This window comes from Ruegeria alba (assembly GCF_022321465.1).
GTDB lineage: Bacteria > Pseudomonadota > Alphaproteobacteria > Rhodobacterales > Rhodobacteraceae > Ruegeria_B > Ruegeria_B alba.
On sequence record NZ_JAKOEM010000005.1, the window covers coordinates 75,375 to 97,792 of the forward strand.

The window sequence follows — 22,418 nt, forward strand, 5'->3', positions numbered from 1 at the left end:
CATTAGGTGAGACAGGATCGCAAGCGGAGGGCCGGACATGGCGTTTTTCTCGAAACTCAAGGACCGTCTGTTCAAATCGTCCTCGAAGATCGAACAGGGGCTCGACGCGATTGTCGAGGATGGCGGGGTCGAGGAGACGGTTACCGCCGCTCAACCCGACCCGGTGATCCCCGAGCCCGACCCGGAACCGCAACCGGTGCCGGAACTGCCCGACACGCCCGAGATGCCGGAGCCGCAGCCGGTTGACCCCGCCCCGGCGCCGATGCCGCCCGAGGCGCCGCAGCCCATCGACCCGACCCCGCCCGCTGAAACCGGCACGGGCCGCGGCCTGCTGGGCCGCCTCTTCGCTCGCCCCGGCGGCGCAACCGTGATCCGCCGCACGCTGGACGACGACATGCTGGAACAGCTCGAAGAGCTGCTGATCGCCGCCGACATGGGCGTCGACACCGCCCTGCGCGTCACTGCCAACATGGCCGAGGGGCGGATCGGGCGCAAACTCTCGACGCAAGAGATCAAGGAACTGCTGGCGCAGGAAATCACCCGCATCATGGAACCGGTCGCACGCCCGATGCCGCTCTACCCCAGGCGCCCGCAAGTGGTGCTGGTGGTGGGCGTCAACGGCTCTGGCAAGACCACCACCATCGGCAAGCTTGCCAGCCAGTTCAAGGCGGCTGGCAAGAAGGTGGTGATCGCCGCCGGCGATACCTTCCGCGCTGCCGCCGTCGAACAGCTCCAGGTCTGGGGCGACCGCGCCGGCGTGCCGGTGCTGACCGCGCCCGAAGGCTCCGACCCCGCCTCGCTCGCCTTTGACGCCATGACCCGCGCCCAAGCCGACGGCGCCGACCTCCTGCTGATCGACACGGCGGGCCGCCTGCAAAACCGCGCCGACCTGATGGAGGAGCTGGCCAAGATCGTCCGCGTCATCCGCAAGAAGGACGACACCGCCCCCCACAACACGCTTCTGGTGCTCGACGCCACGACCGGCCAGAACGCGATCAGCCAGGTCGAGACCTTCCAGAAACTCGCCGATGTCTCGGGCCTGGTGATGACCAAGCTCGACGGCACCGCCAAGGGCGGCATCCTTGTCTCGCTTGCCGACCGCTTCGGCCTGCCGATCCACGCCATCGGGGTGGGCGAACAGATCGACGATCTGGCCCCTTTCGACCCTGAGGAGTTCGCCGCTGCGCTGACCGGGCTCGACACACAGGCATGACGCCCATCCCGCTTCATTTCGCCAGAAATACTCTCGGGGGGTCCGGGGGGCAGACAGCCCCCCGGCGCTGGCCCCGGAAAACTCCCCCGCGATCATGAGCACCTGGCTCGTCTCGCTCGAAGGTACCGCCGCCGGTCACGACCTTGCGCTGGGTCTCGCACTCATGGCGGCCTTCCTGCACGCGGTCTTTGGCGCGTTGCAAAAGGGCCGACACGATCCCTGGCTCAGCCGGGGCGCCATCGACGGCGCCTATGCGCTGATGGCCGCGCCCTTTGCTTTCTTCGTGGTCCCGTGGCCCGAGCCGCATATGTGGCCCATCTTCGCCACCGCCTGGCTGATCCATGTCTTCTACAAGCTGTTTCAGGCCATGGCCTATACCAAGGGCGCCTATACGGTGGTCTATCCGGTGGTGCGCGGCACCGGGCCACTCTTTACCGTGATCGGCGCCTATCTGCTCTTTGGCGAGACCTTCACCGGCCTGCAATGGCTGGGCGTCGGTGTCCTGCTGGCGGGTATCTTCGGGCTTGCCGTCTATAACATGATCTTTCTCGACACCGCGCGCGAGACGCTGATGCCCGCGCTGGGTCTGGCGGCGATCACCGGCCTCTTCGTGGCGCTCTACACCACCTATGACGCCTATGGCATCCGGGCCACCGCCGATCCGTTCACCTTTCTGGCCTGGTTCTTCTTCATCGACGGGCTGGTGTTTCCGGTCATCGCCGGGCTGCGCTGGCGATCGATGATCCACCGCCCCGCCCCCGGTCCCCTGATCCTGCGCGGCTTTGCCGGGGGCATTACCGCCTTTCTCTCCTTCGGCGCCATCATGCTGGCCACGCGGCTCGACAAGGTGGGCGAGGCCGCGGTGCTGCGCGAAACCTCGACCGTGTTTGCCGCGCTCATCGGCTGGCTGGTGCTGAAAGAGACGGTCGGACCGCGCCGGATCGCTCTGATGGGGTTGATCGCAGCGGGTGCGGTGATAGTTGAGTTCGGAGGCTGAAGGAATGGACAGGAACGGCATGGCGGCGGAAAAGGACATCAACCCGATCATCAAGCAGGTGCTGGAACTGGGCCCGACGGTGGCCTTTTTCCTGATCTACCTCAGGCTCAAGGAAAAGACCTTTCAGATCGCCGGCGCCGAATACTCGGGGTTCATCGTGGCAACACTGGTCTTCATCCCCATCCTGCTGGCGGCGATGGGGGTGCTCTGGGCCCTGACGGGCAAGCTCAGCCGGATGCAGATCTTCACCGCCTTCATGGTGATCTTCTTCGGCGGGCTTACGGCCTGGTTCAACGACGAGCGCTTCTTCAAGATGAAGACGACGCTGGTTTATGGCGTCTTCGCAGTCCTGTTGGGCATCGGGCTGATGCGGGGACGTTCCTATCTGGCCTATGTATTGGGTGACGTGCTGCCCATGCGCGACGAAGGCTGGATGATCCTGACCCGTCGGCTGTGCGGCGCGTTCACCGGACTGGCGGTGGCCAACGAGCTTGTCTGGCGCAACATGTCCACCGATCTCTGGGTCAAGATCGAGACCTTCGGCTTTCCGATCCTGCTGATGGGCTTCATCATGCTGCAATTCGGCCTGCTGCAGGCCCATATGATCGACCCCGACCAGGACCAGGGCTGATCCGCCGCGCCGCTTGAGTGTCGCTCATCCCCGGCTTAGGGTATTGACCTGAAGCCCGTGAAAGGTCCGCGACGCCATGATATCCCTGCCCGATACCGGCTTTCTGGCCGACGCCTCGCCAAGGCTGAAACAGATGCTGGCGGCCCAGGCCACCGAGATCGGGCTTGAGCGCGGCGCGGGGCTCTTCAAGCAGGGTGATCCGGGGGACGCGCTTTATGCCGTGCTGGCGGGTTCGATGGAAATATCGATCCTCTCGCTAGACGGGCGCAAGCTATCGCTCGATCTTGTCGGCCCCGGCGCTGTGTTCGGCGAGATCGCGCTGTTCGATCCCGGCCCGCGCACCGCGACGGTGACGGCGGTAGAACCGTCGCGGGTGCTCAGGGTGCTCAGCGCCGACGTGATGGCCGAGCTTCACCGGCATCCGGAACTGGCCATCGACATGGTGCGGCTGGCCGGACAGCGCATGCGCTGGATGGGCGGACAACTCAACGAACAGGTGTTTCTGCCTGTTCCGACCCGGCTGGCGCGCAAGCTGCTGCACCTGGCACCGCAACACGACGCGGGCGGGGCAACGGTGCGACTGTCGCAGGCGGAACTGGCAGAATATGTCGGCGCGACGCGCGAGGCGATTTCCAAGACCCTGGCCACCTGGAAGCGGTTGGGCGTGATCGATGTGGGGCGCGGGACACTTGCGATCCGCGACCCGAATGCTCTGCGGGCGCTGGCCGACCCCGATCAGATCTGACCCGCACCTGCGGCCTGGGAACCGTGGCCCCGGCACAGGATATTCATCGCTTGTGACATGGGTCACAGATCCGAATCGTCCCTGCCATCATACCTGTCCGTGGTTACCGTCCTGAGGTCGGGGAGCATCCCCAGTGTTCCGTCCCGTACTGACCTCCATTACCTCACTTGAGCCATGTGCCCCCGCACATGGCTCTTTTTCTCTGGCGCCTCAACCGACCGCGGGCGTGTCCTGACTGAACAGGTTGCGCCAGCCGCCCTCGCCATGCCGCCGCCAGATCGAGCTGACATACATCTCTTCGTCCGCCTTCCGCCCGACCCGGCGGTACCGTGCGCTATAGCTCAGCACCGCACAGCCCGGAGCCAGTTCCAGCACCCGTGCCCGCGACAGGGTGAACCGTGCAACCGTCGGACCATTGGCAAGTTGCCCCGCATGTGCGTCGCGCCCGGCAAAGCCGTCCGGATAAACCCCCAGAAAACCCGGATCGAGCGCCGCGATATCGGCCGCGGCATCACCCGCGACGAGCGCTTGCCAGACCCGGGTTTCACATTCCAGAAGCGTTTCGAGCAAATCTCCCATCACGTCCTCTCGCCAAATGAAAAGCGGCCGGGATAACCGGCCGCCTTTTTGTCGTTGTTCGCGCGTGTCACTGATCGAGGCTCAAGGCCACGAATCTCGGCTCACCACCGCGCCGCACCAGCAGTAGCAGCGACTTGCGGCCCGCCTCGCGCGCCTCGTCGATACGGGTTTCCAGATCGGCCAGCGTGGCCACTTTCTGCTGCCCCGCCTCGGTGATCACATCGCCCGTGCGCAATCCCTTTTCAAAGGCTTCCGACGCTTCGTCGACCGCGATGATTGCAAGCCCGGTCGCATCGTCGGCAAGGCCCAGCTCGGTTCGCATATCCGACGTCAGCACGCTGACCGTCAGGCCCAGGAACTCTTTCTTGCTGGCTTCCGGCTCGGACTGGCCGCCATCGTTCTCGTCCTCGGTTCCCGAACCGGCGCGCTCGGCATCCTCGCGACGGCCAAGGGTCACCAGCACGGTCTGGGTGCCACCGTCGCGGAACACCACCACACGCACCGATTTGCCGACCTCGCTTTCGCCCACCCGGCGCACCAGGTCGCGGGTGTCACGCACCTCGGCCCCATCAAAGCTCAGGATGACGTCACCGGCCTTGAGCCCGGCCTCCTTGGCGGGGCCGTCCGGCACATCGCTGATCAGCGCACCGCCGGTCTTTTCCAGCCCCATCGCCTCGGCCATGTCCTCGGTCACATCCTGGATACGTACGCCCAGCCAGCCGCGGCGGGTCTCGCCATATTCGCGCAGTTGGCCCACCACCTTGGTGACCACGTTCGAGGCCATCGAGAAACCGATGCCGATCGAGCCGCCATTGGGCGACAGGATCGCGGTGTTCACCCCGATCACCTCGCCATCCATGTTGAACAGCGGACCGCCGGAATTGCCCCGGTTGATCGCCGCGTCGGTCTGGATGTAATCGTCATAGCTGCCGCTGAGCGCCCGGTTGCGGGCCGACACGATTCCGGCCGAAACCGAGAAGCCCTGCCCCAGCGGATTGCCCATCGCCATCACCCAATCGCCCACGCGCGCGGTGTCGGAATTGCCGAACTTGACATATTTCAGCGGTCCGTCCGCCTCGACCTTCAACAGCGCGATATCGGTGTTCTCGTCGGTGCCCACCACCTTGGCCGGCAATTCGCGCGCCGGCTGGCCGTCGCCGGGAAAGAACTCGATCAGGATCTCGTCGGCCTTGGCGATCACATGGTTGTTGGTGACGATATAGCCATCCTCGGAGATCACGAAGCCCGAGCCCAGCGCCGAGCTGCGCCGGGGCCGGTCGCCACCGCCGTTGCGGTCCTGGAACTCGCGAAAGAAATCCTCGAAGGGCGAGCCTTCGGGCACGATTCCCTGCGGGCCGGTCGGGCCCTCGACCAGGGTCGAGGTGGTGATGTTGACCACCGCCGGGCTGACCTTGTCCGCCAGCGGCGCCAGGCTTTCCGGCCGGGCCTGGGCGATGAGGGTCTGGAGCAGCAGGAACAGCACGCTCAGTCCCGCCAGCCCCATCAACCGGGCGTTGGTGATCATCCTGCTATCCTGCGTCCGGGCGATACTGCGTGCCTGTGGCTGCACTGGGGGTCTCCTTGTCACCTACCTGCCGACCGGGGGCGCCGCCTTGTCCGGTCACTGTCTCGACAACAATGTAGTCAGTTTGCCCCCGCCCGCAACTCGGGATCGCGGGGAAATGAAAGGAGGCAGGCACCGAGCCAAGGAAAAAAGGTCAAAACCCGATCTGATAGGCACCCCAGACCAAAATCAGGCCAAACACCATGCTCAGCAGGCCGGTCTGCCGCCGCGCCGCCAATGGCAGGCTGCGCAGCATCTCGAGCAGCCTTTCCACCATGCCGGGCGCCAGCGCATAGACCGCCCCCTCGGCGATCAGCACCAGCCCGAGGGCAAGCAAAACCAACCCGATCATATGTTTACGCCAGAACGTGTCCGAACACACAAGCTGGAATAGCTTCCCCCGCCAGCCGGATCGGGCACAAATACCGCAAGCATTTCGATGCATCGAAGCGCCCACGCATCAGCGCTGGATTGGCCGCACCTCAGCGATGTCCCAGCGACTACCGTCCTTCGGGCGCGCTGTGCCAAAGCGGCGTTACAGCTGTCGATCAAGCGCATATCAGGTTCCTACATCCGGTTTTGCCGTATTTGAGGGCATTCATAGCCACGGATCAAGGTGACTGTCAGAAGAACGCGAAAAGGGCCGGCACAGAGGCCGGCCCTTTCGGTATCCGTCGATGCCGCTTGGGTTATTTCGCGGCGCCCGAGGGCGATTTCAGATAGTTGAAGAACTCCGAATCCGGGCTCATCACCATCGAGCTGTTGCCCCCTTGCAGCGCCTTTTCATAGGCCGAGAGCGAACGGTAGAATTCGAAGAACTCCGGGTCCTTGCCAAAGGCTTGAGCAAAGATGGCGTTTCTTTGCGCATCGGCCTCGCCTCGGACGATCTCGGCCTCGCGGCGCGCCTCGGAGACCAGCTCGACCACGGTCCGGTCGGCCTGCGCCCGGATCCGCTGCGCCGCCTCGTTACCGCGTGCCACCTCGTCGGCGGCTTCGCGTTCGCGCTCGGCCCGCATCCGGGCAAAGGTGGCGTTCAGGTTGGCTTCGGGCAGGTCGGTGCGTTTCAGGCGCACGTCGATCACCTCGAGCCCCAGATCGCGTGCCTCGGCGATGGCGCCGTTGCGGATGCGCAGCATCAGCGCGGCACGGTCGGAACTGAGGATGTCGTTCGAGCTGACCGAGCCGAGGATCTCGCGGGTCTTGGCGCGCAGGATCGAGTCCAGACGCGTCTCGGCGGTTGCGATACCACCGGCACCCACCGCCTGACGGAACTGCCGCACATCGGTGATGCGATAGCGGGCAAAGGCGTCGACCACCAGTCGGCGGTCATCCAGCGGGGTGACTTCCAGCGGGCCGACCTCGCGGCTCAGGATGCGGTCGTCATAGCGCACCACTTCCTGGATCAGCGGGATCTTGAAGGCCAGTCCCGGCTCTTCCTTGACGTCGATCACACGACCGAATTGCAGCACCAGCGCCTTTTCGCGTTCATCCACGATGAACAGCGACGACAGGCCCAGCGCGACCAGCACCACGACGATGGGCAGGAGAAAGGTCGATTTCCGCATCAGTTGTTCTCCTTGTCGCCGGATTTGCGCAGTTCGTTGAGCGGCAGATAGGGCACCACGCCCTGGCTGCCCGCCCCGTCACTGTCCAGGATCACTTTGTCGATATCGCCCAGCACCTGCTCCATCCGCTCCAGATAGAGACGCTTGCGGGTCACGTCGGGCGCCTTGGAATATTCTTCGAGCACCGCCGAGAAGCGGCTGGCCTCACCCTGGGCCTCGTTGACCACGCGGGCGCGATAGCCTTCGGCCTCTTCCAGCACCTGCGCCGCTTCACCGCGCGCACCGGCCAGAACCGTGTTGGCATAGGCATCGGCCTGCTTTTCCAGCCGGTCGCGTTCCTGACCCGCCGACTGCACCTCGCGGAAGGCATCCTTGACCGGCTCTGGCGGGTCGGCCCCGTCAAAGTTGACCCGGACGATGTTGATGCCCGAGTTATAGCTGTCCAGCGTCATCTGGATCAGCTCTTCGAGCCGCTCGGCGATGACCGCACGGTCCCGGTTGAGGATCGGCGCCAGTTCCGACTGCGCGATGATCTCGCGCATGGCCGATTCCGACACCGCCTGAATGGTCTGGCGCGGGTCGCGCAGGTTGAACAGGAAATTGGCCGGATCAGTGATGTTCCACACCACCTGGAAGTCGATATCAACGATGTTCTCGTCGCCAGTCAGCATCAGCCCGGCATCGCTGCCGCGCCCGCCCGAGCCGATGGTCTCGGTCTGTTCGACCTTGACCGGGATCACCTCAGCGGTGACCAGCGGCCAGGGCGCAAAGTTCAGACCCTCGGTGCCGATGCCGGAAAACTCGCCCAGAAACAGTTCCACCGACTGTTCTTCGGGTTTGACGGTATAGAAACTTGCCATACCCCAGAGACCGATCGCAACCACAAGGCCCAGACCCAGCGTGCCGCGGGTAAAGGCCGGGCCACCGCCACCGCCGGTGCCGCGACCGTTGCCGCCGCCCCGATTGCCGGTTCCGCCGCGCCCGCCCATCAGGACGCGCAGCTGTTCCTGGCCCTTCTTGACCAATTCGTCGATCTCGGGGATCTGCGGGCCATCACCTTCGGGCGGCCGCTGACCGCCATTGTTTCCCCTGTTTCCGCCGCCACCGGAAGAGCCTCCGCCCCCCCAGGGGCCACCTGAGTTGCCCGCCATCTGGTTTCCGTCTCCTTGTTGTTCACACGGCCGTGACCGGCCTGTTCCTTAACCTGAGCATTTCGCTCCGTAAATCAAGCGCTGCGGACCGGTTGCCGCAGGGTGACCAGTTCTTCGGCCATTACCGGGTGAACCGCAACCGTCCGGTCGAAGTCCTCTTTGGTGGCGCCCATCTTGACCGCGATGCCAGCCAGCTGGATCATCTCGCCCGCGCCGGGTGCCACGATATGACAGCCCAATACCTTGCGCGTGGCCTTGGATACGATCAGTTTCATCAGCACCCGCTGGCTGCGCCCGGCAAAGGCTGTCTGCATCGGCTTGAACGAGGTCGCATAGATCTCGACCGGCTCCTGCGCCGCGGCGTCTTCCTCGCTCAGCCCCACGGTGCCCATCTCGGGCTGGGTAAAGATCGCGGTCGGGATCAACTCGTGATCGACCGGGGTCGGCTTGCCCCGGAACACGGTGTCGACAAAGGCCATGCCCTCGCGGATCGCAACCGGCGTCAGGTTGACCCGGTCGGTCACATCGCCAATGGCAAAGATCGAAGGCACCGCCGTCTGGCTGTAGTCGTCCACCACGATCTGACCCTTGCGGCCCAGCTCGACTCCCAACCCCTCAAGCCCCAGATCGTCGGCATTGGGCACCCGGCCGGTGGCGAACATCACCTGGTCAAAGAGTTCCTCGTCGCCATTGGTGGCCTTGACCCGGATCCGGTCGCCCTCGCGTTCCATCTCCAGCACATTGGTGCCCAGGTGCAGCCTGATGCCGTTCTGGCACATCTCCTCGCTGACCAGCCCGCGCGCCTCGTCATCGAAACCACGCAGGATCTGGGCGCCGCGATAATACTGGGTCACCTCGACGCCCATACCATTCATGATGCCCGCAAATTCGCAGGCGATGTAACCACCGCCCACGATCAGCATCCGCTCGGGCAGCTTCTCCAGATGGAAAATCTCGTTCGAGGTGATGCCCAGCTCGGCGCCCTTGATCTCGGGCTTGACCGGACGGCCGCCGGTAGCGATCAGGATATGTTTCGCGCTCTTGCGGGTGCCGTCGGACAGTTCGACCGTATGGGCATCGACCAGCCGCGCGCGGGTGTCGAAGGTCTCGACCCCGTTGTTCTTGAGGATGTTGCGATAGACGCCTTCCAGCCGGTCCAGCTCTTTGTACAGCTTGGTGCGAAACACGTCCCAGTCGAACGCGCCCGGCTGGATGTCCCAGCCATAGGCCTGCGCGTCCTCGACCATGCCGGCATATTCGCTGGCGAACACCATCAGCTTTTTCGGCACGCAGCCCCGGATCACGCAGGTGCCGCCATAGCGGTCCTCTTCGGCCAGTGCCACCTTGGCCCCGGTCTCGCCCGCCGCAACGCGCGCCGCGCGCACGCCGCCCGAACCGCCGCCGATGACAAAAAGGTCGTAGTCAAAACTCATCTGTTCGCCTCGTAGTCCCGCCGCTGCCCAGCCGGGCGGCGGCCTTTTGATCCTGTGCCGGCCGGTCGGCCCTGCGTGAGCTGTTCACATATGGCCGGCCCTGCCGAAAACAACGCCGATCACGCCCGCGTGAGCGCCCGCTCAATCCGCCAGATCGGTAAAAAGGTTGTCGCTTTCGACAAAATCCAGCCGGTCATGTTCCACCGTGCCCTGGTTGATGTCGCGGATTTCCACCCGCCCGTCACCATGGCCCACCACGACCGTGTCACAAATGTCGATGAACAGGCCATTTTCCACCACGCCGGGGATCTGGTTCAGCACCAGCGCCACCTGACGGGCATTGCCGATCCGTTGCAGGTGCAGGTCCAGGATATGGTTGCCCTCGTCGGTGATGAACGGTGTGTCGCCGTTCATCCGCAAGGTCGCCGTCCGCCCCAGCACGTCCATCGAGATCAGCGTCTCCTCCAAAAGCGCCTGGGTGGTCTGCCAGCCAAAGGGGATCACCTCGACCGGCAGGGGAAAGGCGCCCAGACGGCCCACTTCCTTGCCGACATCGGCAATCACCACCATCTGGTCCGAGGCTGTCGCCACGATCTTTTCGTGGAGCAGCGCGCCGCCGCCGCCCTTGATCAGGTTCAGATCGCCATCGAATTCGTCGGCTCCGTCGATGGTGATATCAAGCCAGCGCGCCTCGTCCAGCGTGATGATCTCGATCCCCACCTCGCGCGCCAGCTGCGCGGTGCGGGTCGAGGTCGGAACGCCGCGCATCTTCAACCCTTCCTTGCGCACCATCTCGCCCAGGCAGCGCACCAGCCAGGCGGCTGTGGACCCTGTCCCGAGGCCGACCCTCATACCATCCTCGACCAGATCCGCCGCCCGCTTGGCGGCAACGAATTTCGCCTTGTCGATGGGCGAGAGTTCTCCGGTCATGGCAGTATCCCCTGTCGATGATTGCCAGCGTTATACGCAACGCCCCGCCCAACTGCGAGACCAAATCCGGCCGTCAGCCCCAGACCCGCCCCTCAGCCCCGTTGCATATTGCCGATCACCCGGCGCATCAGTGCGATGAATGTCGCGCGCTCTGCCGCGTCCAGACCCGACAGCGCCTGCGCATTCTGCGCCCCTGCCGCCGTTTTGGCCTCTGCCTCAAGCGCGCGGGCGCGGTCGGTCAGATGGATCAGCCGGGCGCGGCGGTCCTCCTCGGACGGCAAGCGCCGGATCAGCCCGTCCCGCTCCATCCGCTTGAGCGTATTGGCCATGGTCGCCTGCTCCACATCCAGCGCCGCCGTCAGGTCGGCCTGGGTACGCCCGTCGCTGTGCCACAGTTCCAACAGCACCATGAACTGTGCCGGGGCGAGCCCCAGCGGCTGGATGCGCCGCGCCAGCCCCGCCGCAAAGAGCCGCGCCATGTGATTGGCCAGATACCCGGCCGAATTGTGTTGAAACTGATCCATCCCTGCGACCTACCTCTTGCATAGCGTGCTATGCAACATTATTTACATAGCACGCTATTTAATTGGAGACCCAGGATGAAACTCAAACTGCACGCGCTCAGCGGTGCCATCGCCCTGCTCACCATCGCGTGTTTCTGGAGCTCGACCGCGCTGGTCGAGCTATTCGGAACCCATGCCCAGATCGCGCAGGTCAAGACGGCGATCCTTTACGGCATGGCGCTGCTGATCCCGGCCATGGCCACAGCTGGCGCCACCGGCGCGGCCTTGGGCAAGGGCTGGCGCCTGCCCGAGGTTGCTGCCAAATCGCGGCGGATGAAGCTGATCGCCGCCAACGGGTTGCTGGTCCTGCTGCCCAGCGCCGTGTTCCTCGCCCTCCGCGCCAATGCGGGCCAGTTCGACACGCTCTTCTATTTCGTGCAGGCGCTGGAGCTGCTGGCGGGGGCCACCAACATCACCCTGCTGACGCTGAACCTGCGCGCAGGTCTGGCCTTGCGCCGCCGCCGCGCAGGGTGACTCCGAACAGGGCAAGGCCCTGCCGGGCCCGGCCGATTTTTGGGCGCTTCGCTGAATGTGCTATGGTCGCGGCAGGAGGAGCAATCGCATGCTGCAATTCGACGAAGACACCGCCCGCGTTCTGGAGGATGCTTATCAGGGCGCCGATGTCACCCGCCGCCGCTGCGCCAGTTTCGATGCGCTGTCACCATCGCCGGGAGATCGATTGCTGGATCTGGGCTGTGGCAACGGCCTCTTGACACTCGACCTGTCCCGCGCGGTGGGCGACACCGGTCATGTGCTGGGTCTTGATCCCAGCCCCGACATGCTCGATCTCGCGCGCGCCCGCTGCACGGATCGCGGCAATGTCACCTTCCTGGAGGGCCACGCCGAGGCGCTGCCCTGCGATGAAAACAGCCTCGACGGCGCGGTCTCGCTGCAAGTGTTCGAATACTTCCACGACATGCGCCCACCGCTGGCCGAACTCTTTCGCGCCCTGAAGCCCGGTGGCCGGCTGGTGATCGGCGACATGCATTTCGACACGCTCACCTGGCACAGCGACCAGCCCGAGCGCATGGCCGAGATGTGCCGCATCTGGGACCGCCACCTCGCTTGCCGCGATGTGCCCGCGCGGCTGCCTGCGCTGCTGGCCGAGGGCGGGTTTCGCGCGGTCAGCACGACACCGCTTGCCTTTTGCGACACGCAGCTGCGACCCGATGGGCTGGCCGCGACGATGATCCGCCTGATGACCGCCTATGCCATCCAGACAGACGCAATGCCCGAACCCGAGGCGCGATCCTGGGCACAGGAGCAGCAGGAGCTGGCGCGCGCAGGTCGGTTCTTCTTTTCCCTGACCCATTTCGTCTGTCACGCGCGGAAACCGTGACTCGCGGCGAGCTTACGCGTTTCCGATGGGAAACGTCGCAATCGGTGAATGCAGAATCGCCCGTGCATCTTATATCGGGGGCATGACCGCACCCTATCGCCTGCATTACGCCCCCGACAACGCCTCGCTGGTGATCCGGCTGGCGCTGGAGGATATGGGTCTGCCCTATGAAACCATGCTGGTGGACCGCACCAGCCGGGCGCAGGACAGCGCCGCCTATCGCGCGCTCAACCCCGCCGGGCTGATCCCGGTGCTGGAAACCCCGCAGGGTCCGATCTTTGAAACCGCCGCCATCCTGCTCTGGCTTGCCGATACGCATGGCCAACTTGCCCCGGCCCCCGCCGATCCGGCGCGCGGCGCCTTCCTGAAATGGCTGTTCTTCGCCTCGAACACGCTGCATGCGGATATGCGGATGTTGTTCTATCCCGACAAATACATCGCCGAGGCTCAGGTCGAGACGCTGCGCACGGGCCTGCGCCCGCGCCTGCGCGCCCATCTGGCCCTGCTCGATGCCGTGGCGGCAGGGGCGCCGGACTGGCTGTCGCCCGCCACCCCGTCCATCCTGAGCTGGTATCTCGCCTGCCTGATGCGCTGGCTGGCGCTCTATCCGCAGGACAGCGACCGCTCCTGGTTCGCCGCCACCGACACGCCGCATCTGCACCGCATCCTCGCAGCGCTGGAAACCCGCCCCGCCACCCGTGCCACTCAAGTGGCCGAGGGGCTGGGCGACACCCCGTTCACCGCCCCTCATCACGCAAACCCGCCAGAAGGTTCGGCTACCTGATATGTTCCTCTCCGTCTTCGACATGTTCAAAGTGGGCATCGGCCCGTCCTCGTCGCACACAATGGGGCCGATGGTGGCCGCCGCGCGTTTCCTCGACATGATGCGCGCCTCACCCTTCGAGTTTCATGGGGTCAAGGGCTCGCTGCATGGCTCGCTGGCCTTTACCGGCGTTGGCCATGCCACCGACCGCGCCACCATCCTTGGCCTCGCGGGCTTTGTCCCCGACAGCTATGACAACGACAAGGCAGAGGAAGCGCTGGCCGCGATCCACGCGACACATACAGTGACGCCCGAGGGGCTGCCGGAGCTGGCCTTCGACCCCAAGCGCGACCTGGTCTTCGACTATGACCACACCCTGCCCGGCCATGCCAACGGCATGATCCTGATGGCCACCGACGCGCAGGGCGACGTGATCCTGCGGCAGGTGTTCTATTCCGTCGGCGGCGGCTTTGTCCTGACCGAAGAGGAACTGGCCCAGGGCAAGGACAGCAATGACGGCCCGCCGGTCCCCTACCCGTTCAAATCCGCCGCCGAGATGCTGGAGATGGCCGCCGCATCGGGCAAGTCCATCGCCCAGATGAAACGCGCCAACGAGATCGCGCGTGGCTGCGAGGTCTCTTTTGCCAGGGGCACGGCGCGGCTCTGGGAAGTGATGAACAACTGTATCGAACGCGGACTGGCCACCGATGGCATCCTGCCCGGTGGCCTCAATGTGCGCCGCCGCGCCAAGGGGATCCATGACGCGCTGGTGGCCGAGCGCGGCATGAACCTGAACGCGCCGCACACGATCAACGACTGGATGAGCGTCTATGCCATGGCGGTGAACGAGGAAAACGCCGCTGGCGGCCAGGTTGTGACCGCCCCCACCAACGGCGCGGCGGGCACCCTGCCCGCGGTGCTGCGCTACTACCTCGACCACGTGCCGGGCGCGGCGCCCAGCCATGTCGAGGATTTCCTGCTGACCGCCGCCGCCATCGGCGGGCTGGTCAAGTACAATGCCTCGATCTCGGGCGCCGAAGCGGGATGTCAGGCCGAGGTCGGCAGCGCCGCCGCCATGGCGGCGGCAGGCCTCTGCGCGGTGATGGGCGGCACGCCCGAACAGGTGGAAAACGCCGCCGAAATCGCGCTGGAACATCACCTCGGCATGACCTGCGATCCGGTCAAGGGTCTGGTTCAGGTGCCCTGTATCGAACGCAACGGTCTGGCCGCGATCAAGGCGGTCTCGGCAGCTTCGCTGGCCTTGCGCGGCGACGGCAAGCATTTCGTGCCGCTGGATGCGGTGATCGAGACCATGCGCCAGACCGGTGCCGACATGCACGAGAAATACAAGGAGACCTCGCTGGGCGGGCTCGCAGTCAATGTTCCGAACTGCTGAGGCGGGCGCCATTTTCTGACACAGAAAATGGCCCAGAAAATCCGCGATTTTCTGTCCCGGAATTTTGCAAAAATTCCGCTTCTTGTGAGCGACGTTACGCTTGTATCACCCTGAACGGGAAACTAGCGTCGCACAATGACCGCCGACCGCCCCCTTCTGGGCATCGTCCTGATGCTCGGTTTCTGTGTGCTCGCCCCGATGGGCGACGCGCTGGCCAAGCTGCTGGGCGGTACCATGCCCACCATGCAGCTCTTGCTGGTGCGCTTTGCCATTCAGGCCGTGGTCCTGATCCCGCTGGTCCAGGCCACCGGGCGTCCCTGGCAATTACGCGGGCGGCTGTTGCGCCTGACCGCCCTGCGCACCGCGCTGCACATCACCGGCATCTGGGCGATGTTCACCGCCTTGCGCTATCTGCCGCTGGCCGATGCCATCGCCATCGCCTTTGTCATGCCCTTCATCATGCTGCTGCTGGGCAAGTACGTTCTGGGCGAAGAGGTTGGCCCCCGCCGCCTTGGCGCCTGTATCGTTGGCTTTGTCGGCACGCTTCTTGTGATCCAGCCCAGCTTTGCCGAGGTCGGCCTGCCCGCCCTTCTGCCGCTGCTGGTGGCGGTGGTCTTTGCCCTCTTCATGCTGGTTACAAGGCAACTGGCCAAGGATACCGACCCGATCGCGCTTCAGGCGGTCTCGGGCGTCATGGCGAGCCTGGTGCTGGCTCCGGTCCTGCTGCTCGGCCACCTCTCAGGAGTCGAGGCGCTTACCTTTGTCGCACCCTCAGGAGAAACGATCTGGCTGCTCCTCTCCATCGGCCTGCTCGGCACCGCAGCGCATCTGTTGATGACCTGGTCGCTGCGCTATGCGCCTTCGGCGACGTTGGCGCCGATGCAATATCTGGAGATCCCCGTCGCCACCGCCATCGGCTGGCTGATCTTCCGCGACCTGCCCAACGGGCTGGCGGCATTGGGCATTCTGATCACAATGGCGGCTGGCCTCTACGTCATCCTCCGCGAGCAGGCCACCGCCCGCAGCGCGGCGACAGGAACCAGCGGATAACCCCGTCCAGCGCCCCGCGCGGCACGATCGCCAGCAAGCCCGGCCCGTCTGACTCGATCTGCACCGGCCCGGTCGCCCGGTTCGAGGTGCCGATCTGACCGTCGGGTGCCATCACGAACCCGTCGAGCGGCCAGAACAGCCCCTCGGACCGCGCCGTCACCGGCACCAGCGGGAACAATGACACGACATCGCCCGGCACCAGATCCAGCTCCAGCCGGGGCGGCAGGTGAAAGACCGCCTCGGACGCGCCGAGCAGCACGCAAGGACGATCCGCATGTCGCACCATCGCATTGAATGTGGCCAGCTGATGATCCACCCGTGCACCCAGAAATCCGACCCCCAGCACAAGTGGCGCCGAGATATGGCGCAGAGCCTTGTCGAAATCGGTGCTGTCCTGCTCGGAAATCGAATGAAGCCGCTCGTCAGGGATGCGGACGCGGTGCAATGCCGGCAGGCTATCCATATCCCCGATGACAGCATCGGGCATCCGCCCTTGCGCCAGCGCCACCAGCGCGCCACTATCGGCGGCGACCAGTGTTCTGGCGCGCTCTAGCGCCAACTCCAGGTCCTCCGGACCAATATCCCCGCCCCCAACAAGGGTAACCGGTTCCGATTTCTCAACAATCGCGGTATTCATGGCTGGATTGTCGCCCCCTCAGGAAACAGGACATATTGTAGTCACAAAATGATACGCTCATTTGCACAGAATCGGGCCGAAATTGACGCCCAAGGGATGGTAAACGCTTAGGCACAACTATGTAGAGGACGAGCATCCCATGGTACAGAACAACAAGGTCTTGACCGTCTCGTATGGGACATTCTCCTGTACGCTCGAAGGGTTCGACGATTCTTTCGACACGATGAAAGCCATTGCCGAGTACTTCCGGGATCTCGCTGCCGACGACCGCTATTTCGGCGCTGAACCGCCGCAGCCGGATGCCGATATGCTTGCCCGGATCGCCGAGCGCGAGATCGCCCGTCAGGTCGAAGCGCGGCGGGATGAAAAGGGGATCGTGCTGCGCGCCGGAGCCCCCGCTGCACTGGTGTCCGCTTCGGTTTCAGAGCCGGTTCCCGCAGACCCTGCTCCGGCCACCTCCTTGACGGAGGCCCCCGCGGCCGAGGTCGCCCCGGCCCAACCTGAGGTCACAGCGCCGAAAGTAGCAGAAATGCAGCCCGAACCGTTCGGCGAAGCGCAGGTCGAAGAGGCAACCGAAGAGACCTCGGCTGAGGCGCCGTTGGTAGACCAAACCGCCGAAGCCGAAATCGACGAGGGAATGGTGGAGGACACGGACGAAGATGACAGCGAAGCAATGCTCGCCAACATCTCCGCACAGTTCGAAGACCTGGCCAAGGATGAAGAGGACAGTTGGGACGACGCCGAAATTAATACCTTGGCCGAGGCTGAACCGGTTGACAGCGCCCCTGAAACGCCGGCAGCCCCCGACTCCATCGCTGCCAAGCTGCAACGCATCCGGGCCGTAGTGTCTCGGAATGAACAGGGCAGCCCTGCACAGACGCCCTATACCGAGGACGAACATGCCAGCAACCTAGCCGAACTCGATACGCTCGAGGCAGAGGTCGCACCACTCGAACAGGTCGACAGCGGACTTGCCGCGCGTTTCGTCTCGGACATGGATGAGCCCGACGAAGAAGCGGCCGAAGAGGCGATTGCCGACGAGACGTCACAGACGGTCGAAGACATCCATCCGCGTGTTGCTGTCCGCGTCACCAAGATCAAGCGCAGCGAAATCGAGATAGCGGAAGAAGAGGCCGACCTCCCGATGACCGGCTCGCTTTCTCCGGAAGACGAGGACGATCTGCTGCGCGAGCTGGCCGCGGTCGAGGCGGAATACCTTGCCGAGCGCAACTCGGATCAGGCTTACGACGACGAAGAGGACGATGAGATCGACCTGCTCAACCTCGACGAAGAAGACGAAGACACCTCGGACGTCGACGGTTCGCTCTTTAGCGAATTCGATGAGGTTGATGACAACGACACCGAAGAGGACACCGCCTTTCCGAACGAGGCTGCCATCTCCGGTGGCAACGACGATATTTCCCGACTGTTGGCTGCAGCAGACGAGAAACTGGACGACCCGGATCTGTCCCACACCCGCGAAACCTATTCGCGGATGCGGGCAGCAGTTGCCGCGACCCGGGCCGAGCGGTCAGCGGGCGGCACGATGGGCACCCATTCCAATGACGACGAGTACCGTTCCGATCTGTCCGAGGTGGTGCGCCCGCGTCGTCCGGTTACCAGCGGGAACACACCGCGCGCTCAGGTCGCAGACCGACCCGCTCCGCTGAAACTGGTGGCCGAGCAGCGCATCGATACCAAGCGCGCCGCAACAAGTGGCCCAGTCCGCCCGCGCCGGGTGGCTAACCTTGTGCCGGGCGAACGCGCTGCCGAAGCCATCGAAGGCGGCTTTGCCAAGTATGTCGCGGAGACCGGCGCCAGCGGCCTGCACGAGTTGCTGGAGGCGGCGGCCTCGTACCTGTCTTTTGTCGAGGGTCACGACCAGTTCTCTCGCCCGCAACTGATGAACAAAGTACGACAGCTTGACGATCAGGAATTCAATCGCGAGGACGGGCTGCGCTCATTCGGGCAACTTCTGCGCGAGGGCAAGCTGAAAAAGACCGCCAGCGGTCAATTCACTGCCTCGGGTCAGATCGGGTTCCGCCCCGATAACCGAGCTGCGGGCTGACCCGCTAAATAGCTCAAAAGCGCAAAACGGCACCCCGATATCGCGGTGCCGTTTTGCACTTCAAGGGCCTTGCCTCACTCATCCACGTCATCGACATCGGATTGCCCGGCCAAGTGTCGCCGTACATGGCTCCAGCTCAGGCCAACCCCCAACACAACCGACAAAGCAAAGATACCAAGCCATACATTCACAGTTGTATTATCGAGATGCAGCAGGCCGAAATCGAAAAGGACCCAGAGCAACGAGGCGATGACCGACAACACCAGTGCCATACCGAACGGGCCGATCGAGCGCAGGGTCGCACGCAAGTAGATGATATAGCCAATCGTCAGAAGTAGCCCCATGAATACGGCCACAGACAGATGGGTCTGGTAGTTCCAGTATGCCCATCTGACATAGTTAATCTCCGTCGGGTTGTAGGTCAGCGCCAACAACCCGAAGGCAAACATCCATCGCAGGAAAACGCCCATGTCCCGAACCGCCTGTTCTTTTTTTTGCCGCTAGGAATCGCCCATATAGACGAATCTGTCCAGTGATTCAGATCACATGCGGCGAAAATGCGGTTTCCCTGCCGCGCGCGCACCGGTATATGGGCGCGGGTTTGTAACACCAGCAAAGGACCAGATATGGCCAACGTCGTCGTTGTCGGCGCCCAATGGGGCGACGAGGGTAAGGGCAAGATCGTGGATTGGCTCAGCGAGCGTGCCGATGTGATCGCGCGCTTTCAGGGCGGCCACAATGCCGGCCATACGCTGGTGATCGACAGCAAGGTCTACAAGCTGCACGCGCTGCCCTCGGGCGTGGTGCGCGGCGGCAAGCTGAGCGTGATCGGCAATGGCGTGGTGCTGGACCCCTGGCACCTGATGGGCGAGATCGAGACCGTGCGGGCGCAGGGTGTCGAGATCACCCCCGAGACGCTGATGATCGCCGAGAACACGCCGCTGATCCTGCCCTTTCACGGCGAACTTGACAGGGCCCGTGAAGAGGCGGCCAGCAAGGGAACCAAGATCGGTACCACGGGCCGCGGCATCGGCCCGGCTTACGAGGACAAGGTGGGCCGCCGCGCCATCCGCGTTGCCGATCTGGCAGACGAGGCCACACTGGTCGCCCGTGTCGACCGCGCATTGCAGCACCACAATCCCCTGCGCAAGGGGCTGGGTGTCGAGCCGGTCGATCGCGACGCGCTGATCGCGCAGCTGAAAGAGATCGCGCCGCGCATCCTGCCCTTTGCCGCACCGGTCTGGAAAGTGCTCAACGAGAAGCGCAAGGCGGGCAAGCGCATCCTGTTCGAAGGCGCCCAGGGCGCGCTTCTGGATATCGATTTTGGCACTTACCCCTTTGTCACCTCGTCGAACGTGATTGCCGGGCAATCGGCCACCGGGGTGGGCATCGGCCCGAACTCGATCGACTTCGTTCTGGGCATCGTCAAGGCCTATACCACCCGCGTCGGCGAAGGCCCCTTCCCCACCGAACTGCACGACGCCGATGGCGAACGGCTTGGCACGCGCGGCCATGAGTTTGGCACCACGACCGGGCGCAAGCGGCGCTGCGGCTGGTTCGACGCGGCGCTGTTGCGCCAGACCTGCGCCACCAGCGGTATCAACGGCATCGCGCTGACCAAGCTTGACGTGCTGGACGGGTTCGAGACGTTGAAAATCTGCGTCGGCTACGATCTGGACGGTACCCGGCTCGATTACCTGCCCACCGCCGCCGACCAACAGGCGCGCTGCACGCCCATCTACGAGGAAATGCCCGGCTGGTCGGAATCGACCGAGGGCGCGCGCAGCTGGGCCGACCTGCCCGCCAATGCGATCAAATATGTCCGCCGTGTCGAGGAACTGATCGACTGCCCGGTCGCCATGCTCTCGACCAGCCCGGAGCGGGAGGACACCATCCTGGTGACCGACCCGTTCGCCGACTGATGGCGCTGTCGCACAAGGCCCGCCGCCGCTGGTCGCTGGTCGTCCTGCTGGTGGCGCTGCCGCTTTACATCGTGGTGGCGGTCACCCTGACGGATTGGCTACGCGCCCGGTTCGACGGGTTGCCTGTGCTGGTCGAACTGGTGATTTTCGTCGGCCTCGGGATCCTCTGGATCCTGCCGTTCAAGGCCGTGTTTCGCGGGGTCGGTCAGGCCGACCCCGACGACAGGGGCTGATCACTCGGCCAGCCGCACCGGCTGGCCATGTGGCGTTGTCAGATAGGCACGCTCCCAGGCCGCGCGCATTTCGGCGCGTTCCTCGGGGGCGGCCTCGCCTGCCTCACTCAGAAGCCTCTCCAACGTCTCCAGCCACGCGTTGAAGTAATCCTCGCCCCCGCCCAGGTCGCGCGACAGCCCGTGCCGTTTCAACGTGGCGGAAAACCGGTCCACCCACTCGGCCCAGGTGAACCGCCCCGCCTCGTTCAGATGCACCGTCAGGGCAAAGACCTGCGCATGCCAGGGCTCGGCAAAGACCGGCTCGGGGGCCGCGATATCGGGGCACTCGCTCATGCCGGCTCCAGATAGCTCTGCCAGAGGTCCAGCACCACCTCATCCCCCGGCGCCTCGGGGTCGGCCCACAGCTCCGAGGCCGGAAAGGCCACCGCATAAAGCGGCTCGGGGGCCTCGCCCAGCCGGTGCGCATTGCTGTCGGGCAATACATGGCTGCCGTGTTTCAGCACGATCCGCCCGCGCGCACCCGCCGCATAGGTGGGAAGCCGGGTATGGCCGCCATCGACCAGCCGGTTCGCCGCCGGGCGCAGGGTGCGCACTGCCTGCCCCACCTCGAACCGCGCCGCCACGTTCGACGGGCGGTCCGCCGGACCGCCGCGCGCCAGCACGCCCGCGACCGCCTCGGCCTTCATCGCGCGTTCGGCCAGCGGGTGAGCCCCCGCCGCGCCGTCTCCACGCAGGTCTTCCTCGGTCAGCACTCCGGTCTCGACCAGCAGATCGGCCAGCGCCGCGATCCACTTCTCGAAATAGCTGAAACGGCCATAATCCGCCGGTGACAGCCGCTCGCGCGCATGGCGCGAGACGTCTATGTTCCACTGTCCCAGCGCCCCCGCCGCCAAGGTCAGCGCCAAGGCCCGCGCCTGCCAGTCGCCCAAGCGCGGGATGCCGTCACCCTCGGGCGTGATAGCCCCATCGCCGAACCGCCCGCCCATGTCATGCACCCGCGTCATGCGGGCACCCGCGCCAGCCCGGTGCCGATCATGCTGTCGCGCGTCACCAGTTCGGCCAGCGCCTCCTCGTCCAGTCCCTCGCTCCCCTCGGGCCGCATCGGCAGCACCAGATAGCGGATCTCGGCCGTCGAATCCCACACGCGTACCGCGGTCCCCTCGGGCAGGCTCACCCCGAACTCGGCCAGCACCTTGCGTGGCTCGCGCACGGCGCGCGCGCGATAGGCGTCGGATTTGTACCAGCCCGGCGGAATGCCCAACAGCGGCCAAGGATAGCAACTGCACAGGGTGCAGACGACCATGTTATGGGTCTCGGGCGTGTTCTCGACCACGACCATGTGTTCACCCTGCCTCCCGTAATATCCCAGCTCGGTCAACAGCGGCATGGCATCGGCCAACAGCGCCGTCTTGAACGCCGGATCGGCCCAGGCCCGCGCCACCACACGCGCCCCGTTCTGCGGGCCGATGCGATTCTGATAGGTGTCGATGATCTCGTCCAGCGCGGCCGGATCGATCAGCCCCTTGCGGGTCAGGATCGTCTCCAACGCCTTGACGCGCAGCGCCGGGTCCGGGGGAAGAAGGGAATGCGGGTGGTCGTGATGGTCATGTGGCATGGCGCAAAGACTGCCGCGACGCCC

Annotated in this window: 25 protein-coding genes; 12 read left to right on the top strand and 13 right to left on the bottom strand. The window is 64.8% G+C overall.

Annotated features, from left to right (window positions below; translation table 11 throughout):
- Positions 1-37: 37 nt before the first annotated feature.
- The 4 genes from ftsY (at position 38) to MB818_RS08235 (ending at position 3,586) form a co-directional block, all read left to right on the top strand.
- Entirely contained in the window at positions 38-1,213 is a 1,176-nt protein-coding gene (ftsY, locus tag MB818_RS08220; protein ID WP_238904756.1) for a signal recognition particle-docking protein FtsY, read from the top strand.
- 94 nt (positions 1,214-1,307) lie between these two features.
- On the top strand, positions 1,308-2,210 hold the full coding sequence (locus tag MB818_RS08225; protein WP_234166931.1) for an EamA family transporter: 903 nt from the start codon (positions 1,308-1,310) through the stop codon (positions 2,208-2,210).
- A 19-nt stretch (positions 2,211-2,229) separates the two neighbouring features.
- Positions 2,230-2,841 carry an inner membrane-spanning protein YciB gene (locus MB818_RS08230; RefSeq protein WP_234167784.1) on the top strand — a complete coding sequence of 204 codons (612 nt, stop codon included), beginning with the start codon at positions 2,230-2,232 and terminating at the stop codon, positions 2,839-2,841.
- 76 nt (positions 2,842-2,917) lie between these two features.
- Positions 2,918-3,586 carry a Crp/Fnr family transcriptional regulator gene (locus MB818_RS08235; protein ID WP_234137813.1) on the top strand — a complete coding sequence of 223 codons (669 nt, stop codon included), beginning with the start codon at positions 2,918-2,920 and terminating at the stop codon, positions 3,584-3,586.
- A gap of 210 nt (positions 3,587-3,796) precedes the next feature.
- Here MB818_RS08235 and MB818_RS08240 read toward each other — a convergent pair whose 3' ends face one another.
- The 8 genes from MB818_RS08240 to MB818_RS08275 all read right to left on the bottom strand — a co-directional run bounded on the left by MB818_RS08240 (position 3,797) and on the right by MB818_RS08275 (position 11,332).
- Entirely contained in the window at positions 3,797-4,165 is a 369-nt protein-coding gene (locus MB818_RS08240) for a nuclear transport factor 2 family protein (RefSeq protein ID WP_234144836.1), read from the bottom strand.
- Between the two features lie 67 nt (positions 4,166-4,232).
- Positions 4,233-5,690 (bottom strand): Do family serine endopeptidase, encoded by a 1,458-nt coding sequence (locus tag MB818_RS08245; protein WP_238904758.1) that lies wholly within the window; start codon positions 5,688-5,690, stop codon positions 4,233-4,235.
- A 193-nt stretch (positions 5,691-5,883) separates the two neighbouring features.
- Positions 5,884-6,081 (bottom strand): DUF2065 family protein, encoded by a 198-nt coding sequence (locus tag MB818_RS08250; protein ID WP_255700005.1) that lies wholly within the window; start codon positions 6,079-6,081, stop codon positions 5,884-5,886.
- A 337-nt stretch (positions 6,082-6,418) separates the two neighbouring features.
- Positions 6,419-7,294, bottom strand: coding sequence for a protease modulator HflC (gene hflC / locus MB818_RS08255; RefSeq protein ID WP_234137810.1), 876 nt, complete (start codon positions 7,292-7,294; stop codon positions 6,419-6,421).
- Positions 7,294-8,445, bottom strand: coding sequence for an FtsH protease activity modulator HflK (hflK, locus tag MB818_RS08260; RefSeq protein ID WP_234162976.1), 1,152 nt, complete (start codon positions 8,443-8,445; stop codon positions 7,294-7,296). Before hflK ends, hflC begins: the two co-directional genes overlap by 1 nt.
- Positions 8,446-8,519: 74 nt before the next feature.
- Complete coding sequence (gor, locus tag MB818_RS08265; protein ID WP_238904759.1) at positions 8,520-9,878, bottom strand: glutathione-disulfide reductase; 1,359 nt, start codon at positions 9,876-9,878, stop codon at positions 8,520-8,522.
- Positions 9,879-10,019: 141 nt separating this feature from the next.
- The gene (gene rpiA / locus MB818_RS08270; protein WP_234137807.1) at positions 10,020-10,808 is read right to left on the bottom strand and encodes a ribose-5-phosphate isomerase RpiA; all 789 of its coding nucleotides are present in this window, start codon (positions 10,806-10,808) and stop codon (positions 10,020-10,022) included.
- A 92-nt stretch (positions 10,809-10,900) separates the two neighbouring features.
- Complete coding sequence (locus tag MB818_RS08275; RefSeq protein WP_238904762.1) at positions 10,901-11,332, bottom strand: MarR family winged helix-turn-helix transcriptional regulator; 432 nt, start codon at positions 11,330-11,332, stop codon at positions 10,901-10,903.
- 75 nt (positions 11,333-11,407) lie between these two features.
- On the opposite strand from MB818_RS08275, the gene MB818_RS08280 reads away from it, so the two are divergent.
- The 5 genes from MB818_RS08280 (at position 11,408) to MB818_RS08300 (ending at position 15,919) form a co-directional block, all read left to right on the top strand.
- Entirely contained in the window at positions 11,408-11,845 is a 438-nt protein-coding gene (locus MB818_RS08280) for a hypothetical protein (protein WP_234184103.1), read from the top strand.
- Between the two features lie 88 nt (positions 11,846-11,933).
- On the top strand, positions 11,934-12,710 hold the full coding sequence (locus MB818_RS08285; RefSeq protein ID WP_238904765.1) for a methyltransferase domain-containing protein: 777 nt from the start codon (positions 11,934-11,936) through the stop codon (positions 12,708-12,710).
- Positions 12,711-12,792: 82 nt separating this feature from the next.
- Entirely contained in the window at positions 12,793-13,494 is a 702-nt protein-coding gene (locus MB818_RS08290) for a glutathione S-transferase family protein (RefSeq protein ID WP_238904768.1), read from the top strand.
- A gap of 1 nt (position 13,495) precedes the next feature.
- On the top strand, positions 13,496-14,869 hold the full coding sequence (locus MB818_RS08295; protein ID WP_234166939.1) for an L-serine ammonia-lyase: 1,374 nt from the start codon (positions 13,496-13,498) through the stop codon (positions 14,867-14,869).
- A 135-nt stretch (positions 14,870-15,004) separates the two neighbouring features.
- On the top strand, positions 15,005-15,919 hold the full coding sequence (locus MB818_RS08300) for a DMT family transporter (protein ID WP_234166940.1): 915 nt from the start codon (positions 15,005-15,007) through the stop codon (positions 15,917-15,919).
- Here MB818_RS08300 and MB818_RS08305 read toward each other — a convergent pair.
- A complete protein-coding gene (locus MB818_RS08305) occupies positions 15,864-16,556 on the bottom strand; it encodes a thiamine diphosphokinase (protein WP_234137800.1) in 693 nt (230 codons plus the stop codon). The genes MB818_RS08300 and MB818_RS08305 overlap by 56 nt on opposite strands.
- A gap of 139 nt (positions 16,557-16,695) precedes the next feature.
- On the opposite strand from MB818_RS08305, the gene MB818_RS08310 reads away from it, so the two are divergent.
- On the top strand, positions 16,696-18,624 hold the full coding sequence (locus MB818_RS08310) for a hypothetical protein (protein ID WP_439653280.1): 1,929 nt from the start codon (positions 16,696-16,698) through the stop codon (positions 18,622-18,624).
- Between the two features lie 74 nt (positions 18,625-18,698).
- On the opposite strand, the gene MB818_RS08315 is transcribed toward MB818_RS08310, so the two are convergent.
- Positions 18,699-19,094, bottom strand: a complete 396-nt coding sequence (locus tag MB818_RS08315; protein ID WP_234137798.1) for a DUF6524 family protein — start codon at positions 19,092-19,094, stop codon at positions 18,699-18,701.
- Between the two features lie 156 nt (positions 19,095-19,250).
- Here MB818_RS08315 and MB818_RS08320 point away from each other — a divergent pair, with 156 nt between their 5' ends.
- The gene (locus MB818_RS08320; RefSeq protein WP_234137797.1) at positions 19,251-20,546 is read left to right on the top strand and encodes an adenylosuccinate synthase; all 1,296 of its coding nucleotides are present in this window, start codon (positions 19,251-19,253) and stop codon (positions 20,544-20,546) included.
- Positions 20,546-20,779 carry a DUF2842 domain-containing protein gene (locus MB818_RS08325; RefSeq protein WP_234137796.1) on the top strand — a complete coding sequence of 78 codons (234 nt, stop codon included), beginning with the start codon at positions 20,546-20,548 and terminating at the stop codon, positions 20,777-20,779. The genes MB818_RS08320 and MB818_RS08325 overlap by 1 nt, the downstream gene beginning before the upstream one ends.
- Here the strand turns inward: MB818_RS08325 and MB818_RS08330 are convergent, their stop codons facing one another.
- Genes MB818_RS08330 through nthA form a run of 3 tightly spaced genes read right to left on the bottom strand, consistent with a single transcriptional unit; the run spans position 20,780 to position 22,394 of the window.
- Entirely contained in the window at positions 20,780-21,112 is a 333-nt protein-coding gene (locus MB818_RS08330; RefSeq protein WP_238904773.1) for a nitrile hydratase accessory protein, read from the bottom strand.
- Positions 21,109-21,783 carry a nitrile hydratase subunit beta gene (gene nthB, locus MB818_RS08335; protein WP_238904774.1) on the bottom strand — a complete coding sequence of 225 codons (675 nt, stop codon included), beginning with the start codon at positions 21,781-21,783 and terminating at the stop codon, positions 21,109-21,111. Before nthB ends, MB818_RS08330 begins: the two co-directional genes overlap by 4 nt.
- Positions 21,780-22,394, bottom strand: coding sequence for a nitrile hydratase subunit alpha (gene nthA, locus MB818_RS08340; protein WP_238904775.1), 615 nt, complete (start codon positions 22,392-22,394; stop codon positions 21,780-21,782). Before nthA ends, nthB begins: the two co-directional genes overlap by 4 nt.
- Positions 22,395-22,418 lie beyond the last annotated feature (24 nt).

Bases quoted from the DNA above. Each gene is read 5' to 3' on its own strand.
- ftsY (WP_238904756.1), top strand. From the start codon at position 38: ATGGCGTTTTTCTCGAAACTCAAGGACCGTCTGTTCAAATCGTCCTCG.
- MB818_RS08225 (WP_234166931.1), top strand. From the start codon at position 1,308: ATGAGCACCTGGCTCGTCTCGCTCGAAGGTACCGCCGCCGGTCACGAC.
- MB818_RS08230 (WP_234167784.1), top strand. From the start codon at position 2,230: ATGGCGGCGGAAAAGGACATCAACCCGATCATCAAGCAGGTGCTGGAA.
- MB818_RS08235 (WP_234137813.1), top strand. From the start codon at position 2,918: ATGATATCCCTGCCCGATACCGGCTTTCTGGCCGACGCCTCGCCAAGG.
- MB818_RS08240 (WP_234144836.1), bottom strand. From the start codon at position 4,165: ATGGGAGATTTGCTCGAAACGCTTCTGGAATGTGAAACCCGGGTCTGG.
- MB818_RS08245 (WP_238904758.1), bottom strand. From the start codon at position 5,690: ATGATCACCAACGCCCGGTTGATGGGGCTGGCGGGACTGAGCGTGCTG.
- MB818_RS08250 (WP_255700005.1), bottom strand. From the start codon at position 6,081: ATGATCGGGTTGGTTTTGCTTGCCCTCGGGCTGGTGCTGATCGCCGAG.
- hflC (WP_234137810.1), bottom strand. From the start codon at position 7,294: ATGCGGAAATCGACCTTTCTCCTGCCCATCGTCGTGGTGCTGGTCGCG.
- hflK (WP_234162976.1), bottom strand. From the start codon at position 8,445: ATGGCGGGCAACTCAGGTGGCCCCTGGGGGGGCGGAGGCTCTTCCGGT.
- gor (WP_238904759.1), bottom strand. From the start codon at position 9,878: ATGAGTTTTGACTACGACCTTTTTGTCATCGGCGGCGGTTCGGGCGGC.
- rpiA (WP_234137807.1), bottom strand. From the start codon at position 10,808: ATGACCGGAGAACTCTCGCCCATCGACAAGGCGAAATTCGTTGCCGCC.
- MB818_RS08275 (WP_238904762.1), bottom strand. From the start codon at position 11,332: ATGGATCAGTTTCAACACAATTCGGCCGGGTATCTGGCCAATCACATG.
- MB818_RS08280 (WP_234184103.1), top strand. From the start codon at position 11,408: ATGAAACTCAAACTGCACGCGCTCAGCGGTGCCATCGCCCTGCTCACC.
- MB818_RS08285 (WP_238904765.1), top strand. From the start codon at position 11,934: ATGCTGCAATTCGACGAAGACACCGCCCGCGTTCTGGAGGATGCTTAT.
- MB818_RS08290 (WP_238904768.1), top strand. From the start codon at position 12,793: ATGACCGCACCCTATCGCCTGCATTACGCCCCCGACAACGCCTCGCTG.
- MB818_RS08295 (WP_234166939.1), top strand. From the start codon at position 13,496: ATGTTCCTCTCCGTCTTCGACATGTTCAAAGTGGGCATCGGCCCGTCC.
- MB818_RS08300 (WP_234166940.1), top strand. From the start codon at position 15,005: ATGACCGCCGACCGCCCCCTTCTGGGCATCGTCCTGATGCTCGGTTTC.
- MB818_RS08305 (WP_234137800.1), bottom strand. From the start codon at position 16,556: ATGAATACCGCGATTGTTGAGAAATCGGAACCGGTTACCCTTGTTGGG.
- MB818_RS08310 (WP_439653280.1), top strand. From the start codon at position 16,696: ATGGTACAGAACAACAAGGTCTTGACCGTCTCGTATGGGACATTCTCC.
- MB818_RS08315 (WP_234137798.1), bottom strand. From the start codon at position 19,094: ATGGGCGTTTTCCTGCGATGGATGTTTGCCTTCGGGTTGTTGGCGCTG.
- MB818_RS08320 (WP_234137797.1), top strand. From the start codon at position 19,251: ATGGCCAACGTCGTCGTTGTCGGCGCCCAATGGGGCGACGAGGGTAAG.
- MB818_RS08325 (WP_234137796.1), top strand. From the start codon at position 20,546: ATGGCGCTGTCGCACAAGGCCCGCCGCCGCTGGTCGCTGGTCGTCCTG.
- MB818_RS08330 (WP_238904773.1), bottom strand. From the start codon at position 21,112: ATGAGCGAGTGCCCCGATATCGCGGCCCCCGAGCCGGTCTTTGCCGAG.
- nthB (WP_238904774.1), bottom strand. From the start codon at position 21,783: ATGACGCGGGTGCATGACATGGGCGGGCGGTTCGGCGATGGGGCTATC.
- nthA (WP_238904775.1), bottom strand. From the start codon at position 22,394: ATGCCACATGACCATCACGACCACCCGCATTCCCTTCTTCCCCCGGAC.